This window comes from Kitasatospora sp. NPDC051164, assembly GCF_044455625.1.
Lineage (GTDB): Bacteria > Actinomycetota > Actinomycetes > Streptomycetales > Streptomycetaceae > Kitasatospora.
On sequence record NZ_JBITFB010000015.1, the window covers coordinates 198,500 to 219,299 of the forward strand.

19 protein-coding genes are annotated in these 20,800 nt (G+C 71.5%); 7 read left to right on the top strand and 12 right to left on the bottom strand.

From position 1 onward, the window contains the following. Positions 1-4: 4 nt before the first annotated feature. The gene (gene rfbA / locus ACIBEC_RS23545; protein WP_360494980.1) at positions 5-880 is read left to right on the top strand and encodes a glucose-1-phosphate thymidylyltransferase RfbA; all 876 of its coding nucleotides are present in this window, start codon (positions 5-7) and stop codon (positions 878-880) included. Beyond that, complete coding sequence (gene rfbC, locus ACIBEC_RS23550) at positions 877-1,482, top strand: dTDP-4-dehydrorhamnose 3,5-epimerase (protein WP_360494977.1); 606 nt, start codon at positions 877-879, stop codon at positions 1,480-1,482. The genes rfbA and rfbC overlap by 4 nt, the downstream gene beginning before the upstream one ends. A gap of 79 nt (positions 1,483-1,561) precedes the next feature. On the opposite strand, the gene ACIBEC_RS23555 is transcribed toward rfbC, so the two are convergent. Beyond that, the gene (locus tag ACIBEC_RS23555; protein ID WP_360494974.1) at positions 1,562-1,999 is read right to left on the bottom strand and encodes a GtrA family protein; all 438 of its coding nucleotides are present in this window, start codon (positions 1,997-1,999) and stop codon (positions 1,562-1,564) included. A gap of 101 nt (positions 2,000-2,100) precedes the next feature. Between ACIBEC_RS23555 and ACIBEC_RS23560 the strand changes: the two genes are divergently transcribed. Then, entirely contained in the window at positions 2,101-3,675 is a 1,575-nt protein-coding gene (locus ACIBEC_RS23560) for a DUF2142 domain-containing protein (protein WP_360494971.1), read from the top strand. Here the strand turns inward: ACIBEC_RS23560 and ACIBEC_RS23565 are convergent. The 7 genes from ACIBEC_RS23565 to ACIBEC_RS23595 form a co-directional block, all read right to left on the bottom strand. Continuing rightward, on the bottom strand, positions 3,662-4,156 hold the full coding sequence (locus ACIBEC_RS23565; RefSeq protein ID WP_360494968.1) for a GtrA family protein: 495 nt from the start codon (positions 4,154-4,156) through the stop codon (positions 3,662-3,664). The two genes, ACIBEC_RS23560 and ACIBEC_RS23565, sit on opposite strands and share 14 nt — an antisense overlap. Further along, positions 4,153-5,115: a glycosyltransferase family 2 protein gene (locus ACIBEC_RS23570; RefSeq protein ID WP_360494965.1), complete on the bottom strand. Its 963-nt coding sequence runs from the start codon at positions 5,113-5,115 to the stop codon at positions 4,153-4,155. Before ACIBEC_RS23570 ends, ACIBEC_RS23565 begins: the two co-directional genes overlap by 4 nt. Positions 5,116-5,308: 193 nt before the next feature. Continuing rightward, positions 5,309-6,502, bottom strand: a complete 1,194-nt coding sequence (gene tuf, locus ACIBEC_RS23575) for an elongation factor Tu (RefSeq protein ID WP_031063092.1) — start codon at positions 6,500-6,502, stop codon at positions 5,309-5,311. A gap of 195 nt (positions 6,503-6,697) precedes the next feature. After that, positions 6,698-8,803 (bottom strand): elongation factor G, encoded by a 2,106-nt coding sequence (gene fusA, locus ACIBEC_RS23580; RefSeq protein WP_360494962.1) that lies wholly within the window; start codon positions 8,801-8,803, stop codon positions 6,698-6,700. Between the two features lie 39 nt (positions 8,804-8,842). Continuing rightward, positions 8,843-9,313 carry a 30S ribosomal protein S7 gene (rpsG, locus tag ACIBEC_RS23585; RefSeq protein WP_188306747.1) on the bottom strand — a complete coding sequence of 157 codons (471 nt, stop codon included), beginning with the start codon at positions 9,311-9,313 and terminating at the stop codon, positions 8,843-8,845. Positions 9,314-9,315: 2 nt separating this feature from the next. Next, the gene (gene rpsL, locus ACIBEC_RS23590; protein WP_014144289.1) at positions 9,316-9,687 is read right to left on the bottom strand and encodes a 30S ribosomal protein S12; all 372 of its coding nucleotides are present in this window, start codon (positions 9,685-9,687) and stop codon (positions 9,316-9,318) included. Between the two features lie 502 nt (positions 9,688-10,189). After that, positions 10,190-10,813, bottom strand: a complete 624-nt coding sequence (locus ACIBEC_RS23595; protein ID WP_360494959.1) for a DUF1707 and DUF4190 domain-containing protein — start codon at positions 10,811-10,813, stop codon at positions 10,190-10,192. 258 nt (positions 10,814-11,071) lie between these two features. Here ACIBEC_RS23595 and ACIBEC_RS23600 point away from each other — a divergent pair, with 258 nt between their 5' ends. The 4 genes from ACIBEC_RS23600 (at position 11,072) to ACIBEC_RS23615 (ending at position 16,158) form a co-directional block, all read left to right on the top strand. Continuing rightward, positions 11,072-11,878 (top strand): ABC transporter ATP-binding protein, encoded by an 807-nt coding sequence (locus ACIBEC_RS23600; protein ID WP_360494956.1) that lies wholly within the window; start codon positions 11,072-11,074, stop codon positions 11,876-11,878. Beyond that, positions 11,875-13,506: a transporter gene (locus ACIBEC_RS23605; RefSeq protein ID WP_360494953.1), complete on the top strand. Its 1,632-nt coding sequence runs from the start codon at positions 11,875-11,877 to the stop codon at positions 13,504-13,506. Before ACIBEC_RS23600 ends, ACIBEC_RS23605 begins: the two co-directional genes overlap by 4 nt. A gap of 167 nt (positions 13,507-13,673) precedes the next feature. Then, positions 13,674-14,990 carry a DUF2786 domain-containing protein gene (locus ACIBEC_RS23610; protein WP_360494950.1) on the top strand — a complete coding sequence of 439 codons (1,317 nt, stop codon included), beginning with the start codon at positions 13,674-13,676 and terminating at the stop codon, positions 14,988-14,990. A gap of 55 nt (positions 14,991-15,045) precedes the next feature. Then, complete coding sequence (locus ACIBEC_RS23615; RefSeq protein WP_360494947.1) at positions 15,046-16,158, top strand: ADP-ribosylglycohydrolase family protein; 1,113 nt, start codon at positions 15,046-15,048, stop codon at positions 16,156-16,158. Positions 16,159-16,210: 52 nt separating this feature from the next. Here ACIBEC_RS23615 and ACIBEC_RS23620 read toward each other — a convergent pair whose 3' ends face one another. From ACIBEC_RS23620 to ACIBEC_RS23635, 4 genes are all read right to left on the bottom strand, one after another. Then, a complete protein-coding gene (locus ACIBEC_RS23620) occupies positions 16,211-17,530 on the bottom strand; it encodes a serpin family protein (protein ID WP_360494944.1) in 1,320 nt (439 codons plus the stop codon). 130 nt (positions 17,531-17,660) lie between these two features. Next, positions 17,661-18,659: an ADP-ribosylglycohydrolase family protein gene (locus ACIBEC_RS23625; protein WP_360494941.1), complete on the bottom strand. Its 999-nt coding sequence runs from the start codon at positions 18,657-18,659 to the stop codon at positions 17,661-17,663. Positions 18,660-18,717: 58 nt separating this feature from the next. Next, entirely contained in the window at positions 18,718-19,932 is a 1,215-nt protein-coding gene (locus ACIBEC_RS23630; protein WP_360494939.1) for a cytochrome P450, read from the bottom strand. Between the two features lie 127 nt (positions 19,933-20,059). Then, on the bottom strand, positions 20,060-20,800 hold the full coding sequence (locus ACIBEC_RS23635; RefSeq protein ID WP_360494936.1) for a Sir2 family NAD-dependent protein deacetylase: 741 nt from the start codon (positions 20,798-20,800) through the stop codon (positions 20,060-20,062).

Sequence of the window (20,800 nt, forward strand, 5' to 3'; positions counted from 1 at the left end):
TCGCATGCGTGGAATCCTCCTGGCCGGCGGGACCGGCTCGCGCCTGTGGCCACTGACCCGAGCGGTCTCGAAGCAGCTGCTCCCGGTCTTCGACAAGCCGATGATCTACTACCCGCTGTCCACCCTGGTGATGGCGGGCATCAGCGAGATCCTGATCATCACCACCCCGGCCGACCGCGAGCAGTTCGAACGCCTGCTGGGCGACGGCTCGCAGCTCGGCCTCAAGCTGGAGTACGCCGTCCAGGAGAAGCCCGAGGGCATCGCCCAGGCCTTCGTCCTCGGCGCGGACTTCATCGGCGACGACTCGGTCGCCCTCATCCTCGGCGACAACATCTTCCACGGCAGCGGCCTCGGTACCCGGCTGGCCGAGCACACCGACTCCCCCGGCGGCCGGGTCTTCGCCTACCCGGTGGCCGACCCGACCGCGTACGGCGTGGTCGAGTTCGACGAGCAGGGCCAGGCGATCTCCATCGAGGAGAAGCCCGAGAAGCCCAAGTCCCGGTACGCCGTCCCCGGCCTCTACTTCTACGACAACCAGGTCGTGGAGATCGCCCGCGGCCTGAAGCCCAGCGCGCGCGGCGAGCTGGAGATCACCGCGGTCAACGACGCCTACCTGCGCAAGGGTGAGCTGAACGTCACGATCCTGGATCGCGGCACCGCCTGGCTGGACACCGGCACCTTCGTCTCGATGGTGCAGGCCTCGGAGTTCGTCCGGGTCATCGAGGAGCGCCAGGGCTTCAAGATCGGCTGCATCGAGGAGGCCGTCTGGCGGGCCGGCCTGATCGGCTCCGAGCAGCTGCGCGAGCTCGCCGAGCCGCTGCTGAAGAGCGGTTACGGACAGTACCTGCTGGCCCTGCTGGATGAGGAGAACGCCCGGTGAAGTTCCGTGAACTGAGCATCGAGGGCCTGGTCGAGATCACCCCTCAGCTGCACGGCGACCCGCGCGGCATGTTCACCGAGTGGTACCGCTTCGACCGGCTGGCCGAGGTCGTCGGCCACCCGCTGCGGCTGGCCCAGGCCAACATGTCGGTCTCCTCGCGCGGTGTGGTGCGCGGCATCCACTTCGCCGACGTGCCGCCCGGCCAGGCCAAGTACGTGACCTGCGTGCGCGGCGCCGTCCTCGACGTCATCGTGGACCTGCGGGTCGGCTCGCCGACCTTCGGCCGCTGGGAGGGCGTGCGGCTCGACGACGTGGAGCGCCGCGCGGTCTACATTCCCGAGGGCCTCGGCCACGGCTTCTGCGCGCTGTCCGACGACGCCACGCTGTCGTACCTCTGCTCCGAGACGTACAACCCGACCGGCGAGCACTCGGTCCACCCGCTCGACCCCGACCTGGGCATCGAGTGGCCGGCCGAGCAGCCGCTGCTGTCGGCCCGGGACGAGGCCGCGCCGTCGCTGGCGGAGGCGATCTCCTCCGGCCTGCTGCCGACGTACGAGACCTGCAAGGCGTTCACCGAGAGCCTGCGCACCCCGGAGAACTGAGGTCCCCACAGGACCGAGGTCCCGCGAGGACGCGCGAAGGCCCGGCCGGAGGAATCCGGCCGGGCCTTCGCGCTTGCGGTCACTTGTCCCGGAACACCCAGTACTTGTAGCCGAAGTAGTTCACCACCGAGAGCAGCACCAGCGCGACGGCGCGGGCCAGCAGGTAGAACAGTCCCAGCTTCACGAGGCCGCCGACCAGCAGCACGGTGCCGACCCAGTTGCCGCCCGCCATCACCAGGTAGCGGGCGGTCTGCTTGCCGACCGGCGAGGAGCTGTCGAAGGCCCAGATCCGGTTCAGCAGGAAGTTCGTGGTGAAGCCGGCCAGCACCGCGACGAAGGTGGACGGCGCCAGCGGCAGGTCGAGCACCCCGTGCAGGAGGTACAGCAGGCCCATGTCGACCGTGGTGCTGGTGACGCCGGCGGCCAGGAACCGCACCGCGCTATGGCCCAGGAGTCCGGCGATCCGGCCCTTCACGGTGGAGCCGGACACTTCGGAGGGCGATTCCAGTTGAGTCACGGGGGAATCGTAAGTGCAACGCCCGGCGGCCACACAGCCGCCCGGGCCAGGCGAATTCGGCCACCCGTTATCTTGGTCGCGTGTCCTCATACTCCCCCGCCGTGACCTCTCCTCCCTCGCCCGCCGCGAGCAGATCCGGCGACAGCTCCAGCCGTCCGGGCCGCCTGCTGTTCCGGCGGACCTGGTGGACCGCGTTCATCGGGTTCTTCCTGGTCTGCGCGGGCTGGGCCCTCGCCTCGCCGTACGACGCGAGCCCGGACGAGCGGGAGCACATCATCCGCGCGGTCGGGGTGGCCCGGGGCGAGTTCGCGCCCAAGCCCGAGGCGGCCGGCGGCGGCATCGGCGCCTTCCAGCACGTGCCGGCCTCGATCGTCCGGGACAACTGCTGGTGGTTCGACCCCACCAAGTCGGCGGCCTGCGCCAAGGCGCCCGGCGGTGCGGACCAGCAGATCGAGCGGGTGGCCACCAGGGCCGGCCGGTACAACCCCGTCTACTACGCGCTCGTCGGCTGGCCGATGGCCCTCTGGCCGAACTGGCTGGGCCTCACCCTGGCCCGGCTGATCAGCGCGGGCCTGGTCTCGGCGCTGCTCGCCTGCGCCGCGCACAGCCTCGTCGCCTGGACCAGGCACCGGATCGCGGCGGCCGGGCTGCTGGTCGCGGTCACCCCGATCACCGCGCACCTCGCGGGCTCGATCAACCCCAACGGCATCGAGATCGCGGCCGGCGTGGCCCTGGTCGCGGCCCTCATCCCGACCATGCTGGACCCGGACCAGCCGCTGCGCCGCGCGGCCATGGTGCAGATCGGGATCGCCGGCTCGGTGCTCATGACGGTCCGCGCGCTCGGGCCGCTCTGGTGCGCGGCGGTCCTCGGGATCATGCTGATCCCGGCCAAACGGGAACGGCTGAAGCAGCTGCTGCGCTTCCGGCCGGCCTGGTGGGCGGCCGGCACGCTGTTCGCCACCGGCGCCGCGGGGGCGCTGTGGACCGTGGTCATGAAGGCCTCGGAGCTGATGCCCGTCCAGGTGCCGCCCGGCATCACGGTGCCCAAGGCGATCCGGCACGAGGTGGTCGTGCGCTGGCCCGACTACTTCACCGAAGTGATCGGCGTCCCGTCCTGGCTCGACACGCACCTGCCCGGCACCGCCTACTACCTCTGGTACCTGGCCATCGGCTGCCTGGTGCTGCCCGCGCTCGCCTTCGGCGCGTGGAGCGACCGCTGGCGGGTGCTCGCGTTCTTCCTGGCCCCGTTCGCGGTGATCACGCTCTCGGACGCGATCTCGGCGCACAAGGTCGGCTTCGTCGGCCAGGGCCGGTACCTGCTGCCCGTCGCCGTCGGGGTCCCGCTGCTCGCGGCCTTCGTCCTCGGACGGCGCGGCGTCCTCGAAGGAGCCCGGTCGGCCTCGCTGGTCCGCACGGTCGCGCTGGTGGTGCTGCCACTGCAGCTGGCCTTCCTGGGGTACACCATGATCCGCTGGCAGGCCGGCATCGGCACCGCCGTGGACTACACGCCGCTCAACCCGCTGGCCGGCACCTGGCACCCGCCGGCGGGCTCGGCCACCGCGCTGCTGACCGCCGCGGCCGGCTGCGTGGTGCTCGGGATCTGGGCGTGGACCAGCACCGGCCGCCGGGCCGGGGCCGCCCCGGAGGAGCGGCCGGCCGCGGTCAGCGCTTCCTGAAGACCCACAGTTTGAGGAGGACGAACCGGGCCACGGTGGCGAGACCGTTCGCCACCACGAGCCCGGTCACCTCCACCACGCGGGACGCGTGCGGCACCGCCACGCCGAGCAGCGCCAGGGCACCGCTGCTGAGGCCGAGTCCGATCAGGAACGCGACCGCGCCCTGGAGCTGGTGGCGCACCGCGCCGTCCGAGCCGGTGATGCCGAAGGTGAAGCGGCGGTTGGCCGCGGTGTTGGCCACCGCGCTGACGGCCAGCGCGACCAGGTTGGCCACCTGCGACGAGGTGACCGGGCGCAGGGCGACGAACAGCGCCAGGTAGAAGAGGGTGCTCAGCACCCCGATGACCAGGAAGGAAGGCAGCTGCCGCCGGACCGATCGCGGTCCGGCGGTTTTTGCGTCGGGCTCGTCCCGGTGCTCGTGCCCGCCGTGTCCGCCGTGTTCGTCGTGTCCGTCGCGGTTCGCGGAGAGGATCTCGTTCACTCGCCCGTACCGTACCGCTCCGGCTCCTCGGCCGAGTCGTAGCCGACGAAGTAGGCGGGCCGTGCCTGGACCGCCGAGTAGATCCGGCCGACGTACTCGCCGAGCAGTCCGACGCAGACCAGCTGGACGGCGCCGATGAACAGCATCCCTATGAAGAGCGAGGACCAGCCGGGCACGGTGGAGCCGACCGCGTACGCGACCGTGGTGTAGAGCGCCAGCGCGATGCAGACCAGGAAGCTGAACAGCCCGAGCCAGGTGGCCAGCCGCAGCGGGGACGCCGAGAAGTTGGTGACGCTGTCCAGCGCCAGCCGGACCATCTTGGACAGCGGGTAGTGGGTGCTGCCCGCGACCCGCTCCTCGCGTACGTAGACCACCTCGCCGCTGGGGAAGCCCAGCCACGGCACCAGCAGCCGGTAGACCGGCTGGTGTTCGGGCATCGCCTTCAGCGCGTTCACCGCGGCCCGGCTGAGCAGCCGGTAGTCGCCGGCCTGGGTGGGCATCCGCTTGCCGACCAGCTTGCGCATCAGCCAGTAGTAGGCCCCCGCGGTGTGCCGCTTGAAGAAGGTGTCGGTGCCGCGGTCGCCGCGGACGCCGTAGACGATGTCGAGGCCCTGCTCGCGGGCGAGCTCCAGCATCTCGGGGATCTTCTCCGGCGGGTCCTGCAGGTCGGCGTCGATGGAGACGACGTAGTCGCCGAAGGCGCGGTGGATGCCGGCGGTGAGGGCGGCCTGGTGCCCGGAGTTGCGGGCGAAGCGGACGATGCGGAACTCCGGCCAGTCCTGGCGGATCTTCTGCATCAGCACCGGTGTCGCGTCGGTGCTGCCGTCGTCGACCCCGACCACCTCGTAGGCCACGTCGAGCCCGTCGAGGATCGGCCGCAGCCGCTCGACGGTCAGCGGGAGCGCCTCCTGCTCGTTGTAGATCGGCATCACGACCGACAACAGCGGTGCCGTAGACATGCGTTGGTCCCACTTTCCGCGACGGCGGGGCTGGTTTGTGGCCCGACCATAACAGTCTGCGATGAGCGGCCGGTGAAAGGAGGCGCGCTCCGGTGAGGTGCCCGTGAAACGTCGAAGGGCCCCGCGCACCGTGCGGTGCGCGGGGCCCTTCGGCAGACTCAGCCTGTACGAGGCAGGCAGGTCAGAGCATCAATTACTTGATGATCTTGGTGACCTGGCCGGCGCCGACGGTGCGGCCACCCTCGCGGATGGCGAACTTCAGGCCCTCCTCCATGGCGATCGGCTGGATCAGCGCGACCGTCATGGCGGTGTTGTCGCCCGGCATGACCATCTCGGTGCCCTCGGGGAGGGTCACGACGCCGGTCACGTCCGTGGTACGGAAGTAGAACTGCGGGCGGTAGTTGTTGAAGAAGGGGGTGTGACGGCCACCCTCGTCCTTCGACAGGATGTAGGACTGGGCCTCGAAGTCGGTGTGCGGCGTGACCGAACCCGGCTTGATGATGACCTGGCCGCGCTCGACATCCTCGCGCTTGATGCCACGGAGCAGCAGACCGACGTTCTCACCGGCCTGGCCCTCGTCGAGCAGCTTGCGGAACATCTCGATGCCGGTGACCGTGGTGGTGGTCTTGGTCTCCTTGATGCCGATGATGTCGACAGTCTCGTTGACCTTGAGGATGCCACGCTCGATACGACCGGTGACGACGGTGCCACGACCGGTGATCGTGAAGACGTCCTCGATCGGCATCAGGAACGGCTGGTCCACGGCGCGGGCCGGGGTCGGGATGCTCTCGTCGACGGCGTGCATCAGGCCGAGGAGCTTCTCGCCCCACTCCTTGTCGCCCTCCAGCGCCTTCAGCGCGGAGACGCGGACGACCGGCAGGTCGTCGCCCGGGAACTCGTACTCGGAAAGGAGCTCACGGACCTCGAGCTCGACGAGCTCCAGGATCTCCTCGTCGTCCACCATGTCGGCCTTGTTCAGGGCGACGACGATGTAGGGGACGCCGACCTGGCGGGCCAGGAGGACGTGCTCCTTGGTCTGCGGCATCGGGCCGTCGGTGGCGGCGACGACGAGGATCGCACCGTCCATCTGGGCCGCACCGGTGATCATGTTCTTGATGTAGTCCGCGTGACCCGGGCAGTCGACGTGGGCGTAGTGACGCGCCTCGGTCTGGTACTCGACGTGCGCGATCGAGATGGTGATACCGCGCTGCCGCTCCTCCGGCGCCTTGTCGATCTGGTCGAACGGCGTGAAGGGGTTGATCTCCGGGTACGCGTCGTGCAGCACCTTGGTGATGGCCGCGGTAAGGGTCGTCTTACCGTGGTCAATGTGACCGATGGTGCCGATGTTGACGTGGGGCTTCGTCCGCTCGAACTTCGCCTTCGCCACTGCAGTCCTCCTGAGGACAGTTCTGTACGCCGTGCTGACGTCAGTTGGTCTTGGTCGGGATTGGGCCCGGGTGCCGTAGGCACCGCGCGCCGTCCCGCGGGGTGGGGGCCGGAGGCCCCGGGAGAATCCGTCCGGATCCTCCCGGGTCGCCTCCTAATAGCCTAAGGGGTCGGAATCATCCCGAATATCGGGATGTCACTCACCCTTGGACTTGGCGATGATCTCCTCAGCCACGGCCTTGGGGACCTCGGCGTACGAGTCGAACTGCATCGAGTAGCTCGCGCGACCAGAGGTCTTGCTGCGCAGGTCACCGACGTAGCCGAACATCTCGGAGAGGGGCACCAGCGCCGAGACGACGCGGGCACCGTGACGCTCGTCCATGGACCGGATCTGGCCACGGCGAGAGTTGATGTCACCGATCACGTCGCCCATGTAGTCCTCGGGCGTGGTGACCTCGACGGCCATCATCGGCTCGAGGATGACCGGCTTGGCCTTCCTCGCGCCTTCCTTGAAGGCCATCGAACCGGCGATCTTGAACGCCAGCTCGGAGGAGTCGACGTCGTGCGACTGACCGTCGAGCAGCTTCACGCGGACACCCTGCAGCGGGTAGCCGGCGAGAACACCGAACTCCATGGCCTCCTGGCAACCGGCGTCGACCGACGGGATGTACTCCCGCGGGACGCGGCCACCGGTGACCATGTTGACGAACTCGTAGCCCTCGGCCTTCTCGAGCGGCTCGATCGCGATCTGCACCTTGGCGAACTGACCGGAACCACCGGTCTGCTTCTTGTGGGTGTAGTCGATGCGCTCGACGGCCGCACGGATCGTCTCGCGGTACGCGACCTGCGGCTTGCCGACGTTGGCCTCGACCTTGAACTCACGCTTCATACGGTCGACCAGCACCTCGAGGTGCAGCTCGCCCATACCCGCGATGATGGTCTGGCCGGTCTCCTCGTCCGTGTTGACCTGGAAGGACGGGTCCTCCTCGGCGAGACGCTGGATGGCAACACCCAGCTTCTCCTGGTCACCCTTGGACTTGGGCTCGATGGCGACGCGGATAACCGGGGCCGGGAAGTCCATGGACTCCAGGATGACCGGGTTCTTCTCGTCGGCCAGCGTCTCACCGGTGGTGGTCTGCTTCAGGCCCATGACGGCGACGATGTCGCCGGCGCCCACCGACTCGATCTCCTCACGCTTGTTGGCGTGCATGCGGTAGATCTTGCCGATGCGCTCCTTCTTGCCCTTCACGGCGTTCAGCACCGAGGTGCCGGACTCCAGGCGGCCGGAGTAGATCCGGACGAAGGTGAGCTTGCCCAGGTGCGGGTCGGACATGATCTTGAACGCCAGCGCGGCCAGCGGCTCGTCGTCCGAAGCCTTGCGGGAGATCTTGGTCTCCGGGTCGTTCGGCTTCGTGCCCTCGATGGACTCGATGTCCAGCGGCGACGGCAGGTACTTGACGACGGCGTCGAGCAGGGGCTGAACACCCTTGTTCTTGAACGCGGTGCCACAGAAGATCGGCGTGAAGGCCGACTCGAGGGTGCCCTTGCGGATCGCCTCGTAGAGGAGCTCCTCGGGGACGTCCTCGCCCTCCATGGCGAGCATCATCACGTCATCGCTGACGTTCGACACCTCGTCCAGGAGCATCTCGCGGTACTCGTTCGCCTGGTCCACCAGGTCGGCCGGGATGTCGACGACGTCGTACATCTCGCCCTTGGCGGCCTCGGCGGACCAGACCAGCGCCTTCATGCGGACCAGGTCGACAACGCCCTGGAAGTCCGACTCGGCACCGATCGGGAGCTGCATGACCAGCGGGGTCGCGCCGAGGCGGTCCACGATGGTCTTGACGCAGAAGAAGAAGTTCGCGCCCGTGCGGTCCAGCTTGTTGATGAAGCAGATGCGCGGAACGCCGTAGCGGTCAGCCTGCCGCCACACGGTCTCGGACTGGGGCTCGACACCGGCAACACCGTCGAACACCGTCACGGCACCGTCGAGGACGCGCAGCGAACGCTCCACCTCGACGGTGAAGTCGACGTGACCCGGGGTGTCGATGATGTTGATGGTGTGATCGGCATCGTCGACGGTCCAGTGACAGGTCGTCGCGGCCGACGTGATCGTGATGCCGCGCTCCTGCTCCTGCTCCATCCAGTCCATGGTGGCAGCGCCATCGTGGACCTCACCGATCTTGTACGACACACCGGTGTAGAACAGGATCCGCTCGGTGGTGGTGGTCTTGCCCGCGTCGATGTGCGCCATGATCCCGATGTTGCGGACCTTGGCGAGGTCAAGGGAGGTTGCAGCCATGGTGGCTCGTTCTCTCTCTGTCTAGTGACGGGGTAGGGACTACCAGCGGTAGTGCGCGAAGGCCTTGTTGGACTCGGCCATCTTGTGGGTGTCCTCGCGACGCTTCACGGAAGCGCCCAGACCGTTGCTGGCGTCGAGGATCTCGTTCATCAGACGCTCGGTCATGGTCTTCTCGCGACGGGCGCGGGAGTAACCGACCATCCAGCGCAGCGCCAGGGTGCTGGCGCGGCCCGGGCGGACCTCGACCGGAACCTGGTAGGTCGCGCCACCGACACGGCGGGACTTGACCTCGAGGGCCGGCTTCACGTTCTCCAGCGCGCGCTTCAGCGCGACGACCGGGTCGGCGCCGGTCTTCTCACGAACGCCCTCGAGGGCGCCGTAGACGATCCGCTCGGCGGTGGAGCGCTTGCCGTGCAGCAGGATCTTGTTGACCAGCTGGGTGACGACCGGGGAGCCGTAAACCGGGTCGATGATGACCGGGCGCTTCGGGGCGGGGCCCTTACGAGGCATTCTTACTTCTCCTTCTTGGCGCCGTAGCGGCTGCGAGCCTGCTTGCGGTTCTTGACACCCTGGGTGTCAAGCGAACCGCGGATGATCTTGTAGCGGACACCAGGAAGGTCCTTCACACGACCACCGCGCACCAGCACGATGGAGTGCTCCTGCAGGTTGTGGCCCTCGCCCGGAATGTAAGCGGTGACCTCGATCCCGCTGGTGAGGCGCACACGGGCGACCTTACGAAGCGCCGAGTTCGGCTTCTTCGGGGTGGTCGTGTACACACGCGTGCAGACCCCACGGCGCTGCGGGGAACCCTTCAGCGCGGGAGTCTTGTTCTTCTCGACCTTGTCCTGCCGGCCCTTTCGGACCAGCTGCTGGATCGTAGGCACCGTTTCTCCGTTTTCTGTGTGCCAAGGCTTGGTGGAACTAACCTGCGGTGTCTCCCTCGCACACAACCCCGTGGTCGACCCACGCGGTCGGGTGTGTTGGGCTTTTCCGACACGGAATCCCATGGCTGATGTACAGCGACGGCGCTCTACGCGCGGGGCGCTGTAAGACGCTCCGGCTCGGCGCGGCGACCGGTGTGCATGCACGCACAAGGACCCGGGGACACCCCAGGCACAAGGTCAGAGCGTACCTAGCGCATGGGGCTCGGTCAAAACAAATGCAACGCCGCAGGTCGCCGCCTTCGGCCGAGCGTCACGCGGGTGTCCCGCACGTGACCGCCCGGTGTCGGGCCACCTCCACCCGCTCTACCACAGTCGTCCGCTGTGTGCCACCCACGCGCCGACGGAGCGCAGCGACGGAGACCCACCTGCCGCCGGAGCGCAGCGACGGAGAGCCACGTGACGAAGCGCAGAGCCACCACGCCGCAGCACCGGTCGGCCGACCCTAGGCGATGCCGGCGAGGACCAGCAGGGCCCAGAACGCGGTGCCCATGTAGCCGAGGACCAGGCCGAGGACGGCCGCCCAGTCACCGTCCATGTTGCGGTCACGGATCTGGGACCGGGCGATGTGGCCGGTGATCACCGCGGGCAGCACCGGCAGCGCCAGAAAGCCGGTCAGGCCGCACACCAGGGACACCACCGCCAGCACGTTGGTGGGGCGGGCCTGCGGGGGCGGGGGCGGGGCGGGCAGGAATGTGGCCGGAACCGGTGTGGCGACCGTGGCCGGCGTCACCATCGGGCCGGCCGGCAGGTCGGCCACCAGCGCGGCCAGCTGGCCGTAGGTCTGCGCCGCGACCACGGCCTCGTGACGCTGCTCGTACTCCTCGACGGAGAGCCGGCCCTCGGCGAACGCGGCCTTCAGCACGTCGACCGTCCGGTCGCGGTCCGCGTGGCCCGCCCGCATCGCGGCCTGCGGGGACGGCGCCTGCGGGGACGGAGCCTGCTGCCAGCCGACGACCGGCCGGTGGCCGTAGCCCTGCCCGTGGCCGTAGCCATGCCCGTAGCCCTGCTGGCGGCCCTGGCCGTGCTTGTGGCCGGGACCGGGTTCGCCCCACGGTTGAACGGACATCCGCCACCTCCCGGTACCGCGGCACCCCCGCGCACCCTCACTGGTCCTCATAGTGCAGGACGAACAGGGGAACTGAGTAGTTGCCGATTCGGCCCAGTAGACGTCGGGAATGGGATTCAGGGCGGCGCGGCTCACCCGGTCGGCGGACACCCTCAGGGAATCCTCAACTCGGGCGACAGCCCGTTCGGGCAGTGCCAGGCTGAACCCCGGGAGTCCGGCCACCACGAACTCCGGCCACCACGAGCAGAGAAGGCCGCCATGCAGGCGTCATCACCGCCCTCCTCCGACCACCCCGAACCGGGCACCCCGTCCGCCGTCAGCATCCGAGGGCTGTGGAAGCACTTCGGCACCCAGGCCGCCGTGGCCGGGCTGAGCCTGGAACTGCCGGCGGGCTCGTTCATCGGCCTGGTCGGCCCGAACGGCGCCGGCAAGACCACCACGCTGTCGATGGTCACCGGACTGCTGCGGCCCGACCAGGGCACCGTCCTGGTGCACGGCACCGACGTGTGGGCGGACCCGGTCACGGTCAAGGCGCGGATCGGCATCCTGCCCGAGGGCCTGCGGATGTTCGAGCGGCTCAGCGGACGCGAACTGCTGCAGTACACCGGGCGGCTGCGCGGCCTGCCCGGCGCCGAGGTGGACCGCCGCGCCGAGGAACTGCTGACCGTCCTGGACCTCGGCCGGGACGCCGACAAGCTGGTCGCCGACTACTCCACCGGCATGCGCAAGAAGATCGGCCTGGCCGCCGCGCTGCTGCACAACCCCGACGTGCTGTTCCTGGACGAGCCCTTCGAGGGCGTCGACCCGGTCTCCGCGCAGACCATCCGCGGCGTGCTCAAGCGGTACGCGGCGGCCGGTTCCACGGTCGTCTTCTCCAGCCACGTGATGGAGCTGGTCGAGCAGCTCTGCGACTGGGTCGCGGTGGTCAACGCGGGCCGGGTGATCGCCCAGGGCCCGCTGGACTCGGTGCGGGGCGGGCGCAGCCTGCACGAGGCCTTCCTCGACCTGATCGGCGTCCGCGAGGACGACGGGCAGGCGCTCGGCTGGCTCGGGGGCACCCAGTGAGCACCGCCGCCGTCCGCGCCCCCGTTCCCGTCCCCGACGGGCGGACGGTGGTCCGCGCCCTGGTCGCGCTCAAGCTGCGGCTGCTGCGCAACGGGCTGCGGCGCAGCCCCGGCCGGACCGCCGTCTTCGTGATCGGCGGCGTCGTGGGCCTGGCCTTCGCGGGTGGCATCGCCGTCGCCCTGGCCGCGCTGAACGGGCGCTTCGCGGGCTCCGGGGACGCCGGCGTGATGCTGCTCGGCGTGCTGACCCTGGGCTGGGCCGCGCTGCCGCTCTTCCTGTTCTCCAGCGACGAGAGCGCCGACCCGACCCGGCTCACCATGCTGCCGCTGCGGCCCGGCCCGCTGCTGCGCGGCTCGCTGCTGGCCGCGCTGATCGGGCCCGGGCCGCTGATCAACCTGGTGCTGGTGACCGGCGCGGTACTGGCCGGCGCCGGCGGCGGGGCCTCGGCCGCGGTCGCCGTGGTCGGCGTGCCGCTCGCGGTGCTCTGCCTGGTCACGCTCTCCCGGGCGGTCGCGGCCGGCAACGCCCGGATGCTCTCCAGCCGTCGCGGCAAGGACTTCGCGATCTTCGGCGGGCTGGCCTTCGCGCTGCTGATCCAGGCCGCCAACGTCGGTTCGCAGAGCGTCTTCGGTCGCCCCGGCGACGACCTCGACCTCGGTCCGCTGAAGCCGATCGCCTCCGTGCTGCGCTGGATCCCGCCGATCAGCGCCGCCGACGCGCCGCGCACCGCCGCCGAGGGCCGGTACGGGCTCGCGGTGCTGCAGCTCGCCGCGGCCGGCGTGCTGCTGGCGCTGCTGCTGCGTTGGTGGCGCGGCAGCCTGCAGGAACTCATGGTCACCGCCGACTCCTCCACCCTGGAGGTGGCGCGCGGGGTGCAGCGCTCGCGCGGCTGGGGCTTCCTGCCCCAGGGCCGGGCCGGCGCGGTGATGCAGCGCCACCTGCGGTACGCCTGGCGCGAACCGCGGGCCAAGGCCGCGCTGTTCACCAGCATCGGCATGACGGTGGTGATCTGCGTGCTGTCGATGGTCCAGGGCTGGGCGAGCGTGTACCTGCTCGCGATGACCGGGATGTTCCTCGGACTGCAGATGCTCAACCTGTTCGGCATGGACGGCTCGGCGTTCTGGATGGTCGCCGCCACCCTGCGCACCCCGGCCGACGCCCGCGACGAGCTGCGCGGCCGGGCGTACGCGGTGCTGTCCTACGCGATCCCGGTGACGGGGGTGCTCGGGCTGGCACTGGCGGGCGTCACCGACACGTGGGCGGACCTGCCGGCCGCGCTCGGCCTGGCCTTCGCACTGCTCGGCTGCGGGGTGGCGCTCGGCGCGATGTTCAGCGTGCTGGTGCCGTACGCCATGCCCGCCGACAACAACCCGATGCGCAACGCCGCCCCCGGCCAGAGCGGGCTGGTCATGCTCAACTCGTTCGGCTCGATGTTCGGCGTCGCACTGCTCGCCCTGCCGGCCGGCGGCTACCTCGGCTGGGCGCTGACCTCGGACGGGCCGAGCTGGCCGGTCCTGCTGATCGGCCCGATGTACGGCGCCCTGGTCGCCGTCCTCGGCGTACGGATGGCGGCCACCCGGCTGCTGGAGCGCATCCCGGAGATCCTGGCCAAGGCCGTCCAGCGCTGAGCCGAACCGTTTCCTCCGGCGCCCGGTCCCGTCCTGGGGCCGGGCGCCGCTGCCTGCTCCCCCGCCCCTCCCCGCCGTCCTCCGCAGTCGTCCGTCCCGGTCGTCGGTGCGGGCTCCGGCATCATGGGCAGGAGGAACAGGGCCGTCGAGGAGAGCAGGGACACACCGTGGGCAAGGGCGCGCAGCAGGGCGGAGACGCCGGGCCGCTACTGGAGCAGGCGGTGCGGGCGGTGCTGACGACCCCCGAGGAGGGGCTGGACCTCGCGCTGGACACCGGGGCGTCGCTGCTGGCCGCCTCGGCCGGGCAGTGGCCGGCGGTCAGCCGGGCCCTGCTGGGGTACGCGGACACCGCCGTCGGCCGCTGCTGGTCCGCCGGGTGGCGCCCGGCCGACCTGGCGCGGGTGGTGCGGCGCGGGCTGAAGCCCGTCCACCTGGCCCTCGCGGTGGACCTGATCGCCGCCGAGGACCGCCGCCACCCCGCGGCGGCGCTCGACCGGCGCTGGCAGGAGCAGCTGCGCGAGCTGGAGGTCGAGGCCTGGTGGCCCGGCGACGAGCAGTACCTGGGGGCGTTCGCCCAGCGGCACCGGCTGGACCGCTTCGCGCTCGCCACCGCCGTCCTGGAGCTGCTGCGCACCTGGGGCCGGCTGCCGCCGATCGCCCCGGTGGGACCGGCTCCCGGGCAGACGGTGCGGCCGCAGCACGTCGGGTCGCGGCAGTCGGGGCCGCGGCACTCGGGGTCGGAGCGTCCCGGTTCCTTGGCCGGCGAGCCGCGGATGCTGGCCCGGATCCGGGCGCTGCTGGCCAAGGCCGAGTCCACCGAGTACCCGGAGGAGGCCGAGGCGCTGACCGCCAAGGCCCAGCAGCTGATGGCCCAGCACAGCATCGACGAGGCGCTGCTGGCGGCCGCCGGTGCGGACCGGGACGCCCCGGCGGCGCTGCGGATCGGGGTGGACAACCCGTACGAGGGTCCCAAGACGATGCTGCTGGACGCGGTCGCGGTGGCCAACCGGTGCCGGGTGGTGTGGGCGAAGGAGTTCGGCTTCTGCACCGTGGTCGGCTTCGACGGCGACCTGGACGGCGTCGAGCTGCTCTACACCTCGCTGCTGGTGCAGGCCACCCACGCGCTCAACAAGGCGGGCTCCCGCCGGGACTCGCGCAGCAAGGCGTTCCGGCACTCCTTCCTGGTCGCGTACGCGGCGCGGATCCGCGAGCGGCTGACCGCCGCCACCGAGCGGACCACCAGCGCCGCCGCGGCCGGCCGGCACCTGCGCGAGGACGGCACCGAGGAGCAGCTGCTGCCGGACGAGCGGCTGCTGCCCGCGCTCGCCGCCCGCTCGGAGGCGGTGGACGAGGAGATCGGCCGACTGTTCCCGAAGCTGGTCTCGCAGCGGGTCCGGGTCAGCGACGGCAAGGGCTGGGCGGCCGGACGGGCCGCCGCCGACCGGGCCGCGCTGCACGGGCGCGCCGGGGAGATCCGTCGGTAGCACCGCACCGAGACCTGGTAGAACGTATTCCGCCACGAACGAAGGGGGATTCGACGTGACGGAGCCGGCTGCCGAGTCGGGGTATCGGGACCGGGTGCGCGGAGCGCTGCTCGGCGGAGCCATCGGCGATGCGTTGGGCTGGCCGGTGGAGTTCCAGCAGCTCCACCAGATCCAGGGCCACTACGGGCCGGCGGGCGTGACCTCCCTGCCGGGCGGTCCCGGGCCGGTCGAGGTCACCGACGACACCCAGATGACGCTGTTCACCGCCGAGGGCCTGATCCGCGGTTTCGTCCGCGGCTGGACGGGCGGCGGAGGCTCGGTGCCGGAGGCCGTCCACGGCGCCTACCGGCGCTGGCTGCTGACGCAGTACCAGCCCGCGCCGGACACCGTGCCGCAGCCCCGCCCGTACGACGGCTGGCTGCTGCGGCAGCCCTTCCTGTACGCGCGGCGGGCGCCGGGCAACGCCTGTCTGAGCGGGGTGTCCGAGCACCCGGTGTTCGAGGCGCCGTCCGTGATCGGGCGGCCGGGGCCGATCAACCCGGGTTCCAAGGGCTGCGGCACGGTGATGCGCTCGGCGCCGTTCGGGCTGGCCCGGCTGGGCGTCGAGCAGTCCTTCGGGCTGGCCGTGCAGTGCGCCCAGCTCACCCACGGGCACCCGACCGGCTACCTCGCGGCGGGCGCTTTCGCGGCGCTGATCGAGCGGCTCGCGAACGGGACGGAGCCGTGGGCGGCGGTCGGCGAGACCGTGGAGCAGATCCGCGAGCTGCCGGGCTCCAAGGAGACCGTCCAGGCGCTGGCCCGGGCGGTGCGGGTCGCCCAGGAGTCCGAGCCCGCGGCGGAGGCGGTGGAGCGGGTCGGGCTCGGCTGGATCGCCGAGGAGTGCCTGGCCATCGCGGTGTACTCGCTGCTGGCGGCCACCCTCGACTCCGACCCGGTGCGCACCGCGCTGCTGCTGTCGGTGAACCACTCCGGGGACAGCGACTCGACCGGCGCGGTCTGCGGCAACCTGGTCGGGGCCGCGTACGGCGCCTCGGCGCTGCCCGCCGAGTGGGCCGGGGCGGTGGAGGGGCGGGCCGAGCTGCGGCAGGTCGCGGACGACCTGCTGGTGCTGTTCGGCAGCCGCGACCCGCTCCACCCGGGGCTCGGCGGGCGCTACCCGGCCTGGTAGGGGCGCCTCCCTGGCGGGTTCCCTCCCCGGTAGGGGTCCCTCCCCGGGTCCCTCAGCGTGCCTGCGGATCGGTGACCTGGCCGAGGAACAGCGGCCGCCCGCCCTGGGTGTCCCGGATCAGGAACAGGAACGGCCGGTCGATGTGCAGTTGGACGGTCTGGTCCGGGGCCGGCGCGGCCGCTCCGGCGATCCCGACGCCGCTGCCGGCCGCCGCGACCGTGCCGTCCTCGTCGACCTCGACGGTGGCCTTCTGCACCACCGTGCTGACGGCGAGCGGATCCTTGGCGATGCCGCTGAGGTCGGCCCCGTCGAAGAGCGACTTCACGCCGAGCGAGCGCAGCGCGGAGGTGAGCTCGTTGGACGTGTCGAAGTGGAAGCGCGGAAGCTGCAGGTCGACGTGCCGCTCGGCGAGGGCACCGAGGATCCGGTCGAGCTGGGGCTGGTCCAGGCCCTTGGTGAAGGCCGCGAAGCCGCCCTGCGCGGGGACGATCAGGTCCATCGCCAACCCGCCGCCCGCGTACGGGAGTTCGACGGCCTGCCAGGGCTCGCCGACGATCCCGCCGGAGCCGTCGGCGTACTTGAACCCGCCGGTCTGACCCATCGAGGGGACGGCCGGGGCGGAACCGTCGAGCTTGTGGAACGGGCGGTCGGCGGTCTGCGAGGGCTTGAACGCGGAGGCCCACTTGGCCTTGAGGTAGAGCGCGTCGGTGAGCACCAGCCGGGTGTCCGCGGTGATCGCGTTCGGGGCGAAGAGGTCCTTGATCCGGCCCTCGGTGGCCTTCTCCACGGCCGCGTTGACGGCCTTGCGGGAGCCCTCCGGGTCCTTGGCGAAGTCGGCGGGGTGCACGCCGGCGTCGAACGCGGCGGCGAGGGTGGTCAGGTAGTCCGGTGAGACGGCGAGGCCCCGCTGGGCCCAGAGGTCGTCGCTCTGGCGCAGGGTGAGCCCGTTGCCGGAGGGTGCCTGGCGGTTCAGCGCACCGGTGGCGAGGGCGTACTGCTGCGGGGTGAGCTCGGTGTGCAGGGCCTTGGCGAGTTCGTCGGCGGTGGTGCCCCGGGTGCCGGGCAGCAGCATGGCCAGGACGGTGGCCAGGCCGGACGGGGAGACCACGAGGTTGCGGCCGGCGTCGTCGGGCCGCGTGGTGAGGGTGTGCAGGAGGTCGAGGCCGAAGGCGTCGGTGGCGGTCGCGGTCGCGGTCAGCTGGGCCGGGTCGACCGGGGGCCGGCTGGCGGGCGCCGAGGCCCTGAGCTCCGCGGGCGCGGCCGCCCCGCTGCTGCCGCAGCCGGCGAGCAGTGGTGCGGCGAGCGCGGCGGCGAGGAGCAGCGCCGCCGGGCGGCGCGGTGGACGACGGGTTCCGGTGCTGCGGTTCGTCATGGCCCTTCGACGCGCCGCCCCGCCGACCGGTTCCGCTCGCCCCGCCGAGCGGCCCTGCGCGAACGCCGCTGCCCGGCCCTGGGTGGACCCCGCCGAGCGGCCCTGGGTGGACCCCGCCGCCCGGCTCCGCTCAGTCCCAGAGCGCGCCGAGCTCCAGCAGTTCGTCCCGGTGCTCGATCCGCTCCACCCACTCGGCCGGCCAGGCCGTCTCGCCGTGGTGGGCGCCAGCGAAGGCGCCGGTCAGGCAGGCGAGGGAGTCGGAGTCGCCGCTGGAGTAGGCGGCCCGGCGGACGGCAGCCACGGGGTCGTCCGGCAGCAGCAGGAAGCAGAGCAGGCCGGTGCCGAAGGCCTCCTCGGCGACCCAGCCCTCGCCGGTGGCCAGGCAGGGGTCGGCCTCCGGGTCGGGGGCGGCGAGCGCGGCCTCCAGCTGGTCGAGGACGGCGAGGCAGTCGTCCCAGCCGCGGGCGATGACGGCCTGCGGCGAGGCGCCGTACCAGAGCGCGGCGAGGTCGCCGAGCCAGAACTCGTCGTACCGCTCCCGGCTCGCCAGCGCGTACGCCCGCAGCACCGCGGGCAGGCCGGCCGGCGGCACGCCCTCGGCGAGCTTGCGGACGGCGTACGCGGTGAGGTCACTGGCGGCGAGCGCGGTGGGGTGGCCGTGGGTGAGCGCGGACTGCAGCTGGGCGGCGCCGGAGAGCTGCCGGGCGTCCAGCTCGCGGATCAGCCCGATCGGGGCGACCCGCATGTTGGCGCCGCAGCCCTTGGAGCCGACGTCGCTCGCCTGCTGCCAGCGGTACTCGGCGCGGCTGAGCCGCTCGCAGGAGCGCAGGCAGGTCATGCCCGGGGCGCGGTTGTTCTCCGGGGAGCGCCACCAGTCGACGAACTCCTCGCGAACCGGCCGTTCCAGCCGTAGGGGCGTGAGGGGCCCGCGCGCCAGGGCGGTGCGCAGGCCGCGGCCGAGGGCGAGCGTCATCTGGGTGTCGTCGGTGACCAAGGCCTTGTCCGGCAGCGGGAGTTGCCGCCAGTCCGGATGGTCGGCGGCGATCGCCTCGACGGTCTTGAACTCCGTCACCCGGCCGATCGCGTCGCCGATCGCCAGCCCCAGCAGCGCCCCCGTCGCCTTGCCCACGGCCGCTCCCCCCTCTTCTCCGTCTGTCTGTCCGTCTGCCCGGCTGTCCGGCTGTCCGTCAGACCTCGACCAGTAGTTCCCTGAGCCCCCGGATCACGTACCCCGGGTTCCACTCGGGCTCGCGGACCAGCCGCAGGCCCGGGGCCCGGCGCAGCAGGGTGCCGTAGGACTCGGTGAGCTCCAGTCTGGCAAGCGGGGCGCCGAGACAGAAGTGGATTCCGGCACCGAAGGTGATGTGCGGGTTGTCGGCGCGGCCGAGGTCGAGCCGGTCGGGGTCGGCGAAGCGCTCGGGGTCGCGGTTGGCGGAGCCGAAGAGCAGGGCGACCTCGGAGCCGCGCGGGATGGTGACGCCGCGGACCTCGATGTCCTCCAGGACCCAGCGCTCGAACATCTGCAGCGGGGTGTCCCAGCGCATCAGTTCCTCGATCGCGGTGGGCAGCAGCTCGTCCACCGCGCCGCGCAGCCGGGCGAGCTCCTCGGGGTGGCGGAAGAGCGCCCACCAGCCGTTGCCGGTGGTGTTGACGGTCGCCTCGTGGCTGGCGTTGAGCAGCAGCACGCAGGTGGAGATCATCTCCTGCTCGCTCAGCGCGTCGGAGCCCTCCTGGGCCTGGATGAGCGCGCTGATCAGGTCCTCGCCCGGGTTCACCCGGCGTTCGCGGATCAGGGCGCGCAGGTAGTCGGAGAACTCGATGCTCGCGGTGACGGCCCGGCGGGCGGCCTCCTCGGTCGGGTTGAGCTCGAACATCCCGGTGATGTCGGCGGACCACGGCCGCAGCAGGTGCCGGTCGCCCACCGGGACGCCGAGCATCTCGGCGATCACGGCGACCGGCAGCGGCTCGGCGACGGTGGCGATCAGGTCGCCGCCGCCGACCGCAAGCAGGTCGTCGACGAGCTCGCCGGCCAGGCGCCGGACGGTCGGGCGCAGGCCCTCGACCATGCGCGGGGTGAAGGCCTTGGAGACGAGCCGGCGGATCCGGGTGTGGTCGGGCGCCTCCAGGTCGAGCAGCCCGTGGTCGTTCAGGGTGTGGAAGGGCTCGTGCGCCGGGTCGGGCCCGGGGCGGCCGAACTCCGCGTGGCTGAAGCGGTGGGTGTAGGTGCGGCCGAGCCGTCGGTCGCGCAGCAGCGCGCTGACGTCCTCGTGGCGCGCGACGAGCCACTGGTTCGTCGGCTCGAAGTACGTCACCGGCGCGTGGTCGCGCAGTTCGGCGTACGCGTCGTACGGGTGGGCCACGAACGCCGCCGACCAGGGGTCGAACTTCGCCGTCGTCGTCATCGGTCGATCACTCCAGGCCGTGAGGGGAAGCCGGAAGGATCATCGTACGCACGCGGTACGTCCGATTTAAGACCCTTCCGGCTTCAGACCCTTCCGCCTTGAGGCCCTTCCGATTGCCCGCCACCCCTCACGCCCGCTCACTCACCAGCCGCCGCACCAGCTCGGGCAGCGCCTCCGAGATCGGCTCCCGGATCACCTCGTCCGCCGCCTCGTCGTACGGCGTGGGCTCGCCGTTCACGATGATCAGCTTCGCCCCGGCCTCCACCGCGCTGTACGGCAGCGCCGCCACCGGGAACACCTGCAGGCTGGTGCCGACCGCGATGAAGACGTCGCAGCCGCGGGCGATCGACTCGGCCTGGCCGAGCACCTCCGGGTCCAGGTTCTCGCCGAACATCACCGTGCGTGGCTTGAGGATCCCCCCGCACTCCCGGCAGGCCGGGTCCGGCTCGCCTGCCTCGACCCGCGCCAGTGCGTCGGCCATCGGCGCGACCACCCGGCAGCGCAGGCACTGCGTCTCCCGTGCGGTGCCGTGCAGTTCGAGCACCTTGCGGGCGGGCAGCCCGGCCGCCTGGTGCAGCCCGTCCACGTTCTGGGTGAGCACCCGCAGCGGCAGCCCGGAGCGCTCCAGGTCGACCAGCGCCCGGTGCCCGGCGTTCGGCTCGGCGGCCAGCGCGCCCGTCTCCAGCCGCAGCAGCCAGGACCGCCGCCGGACCTCCGGGTCGTCCCGGTACGGCCCGATGGTGACCAGCTCCTGCGCCGCCGGGTCCTTCTGCCACAGGCCCTGCGGGCCGCGGTAGTCGGGGATGCCGGAGTCGGTCGAGATGCCCGCGCCGGTGAGCACGGCGATCAGGGGGCGCTTCGCGTTCAT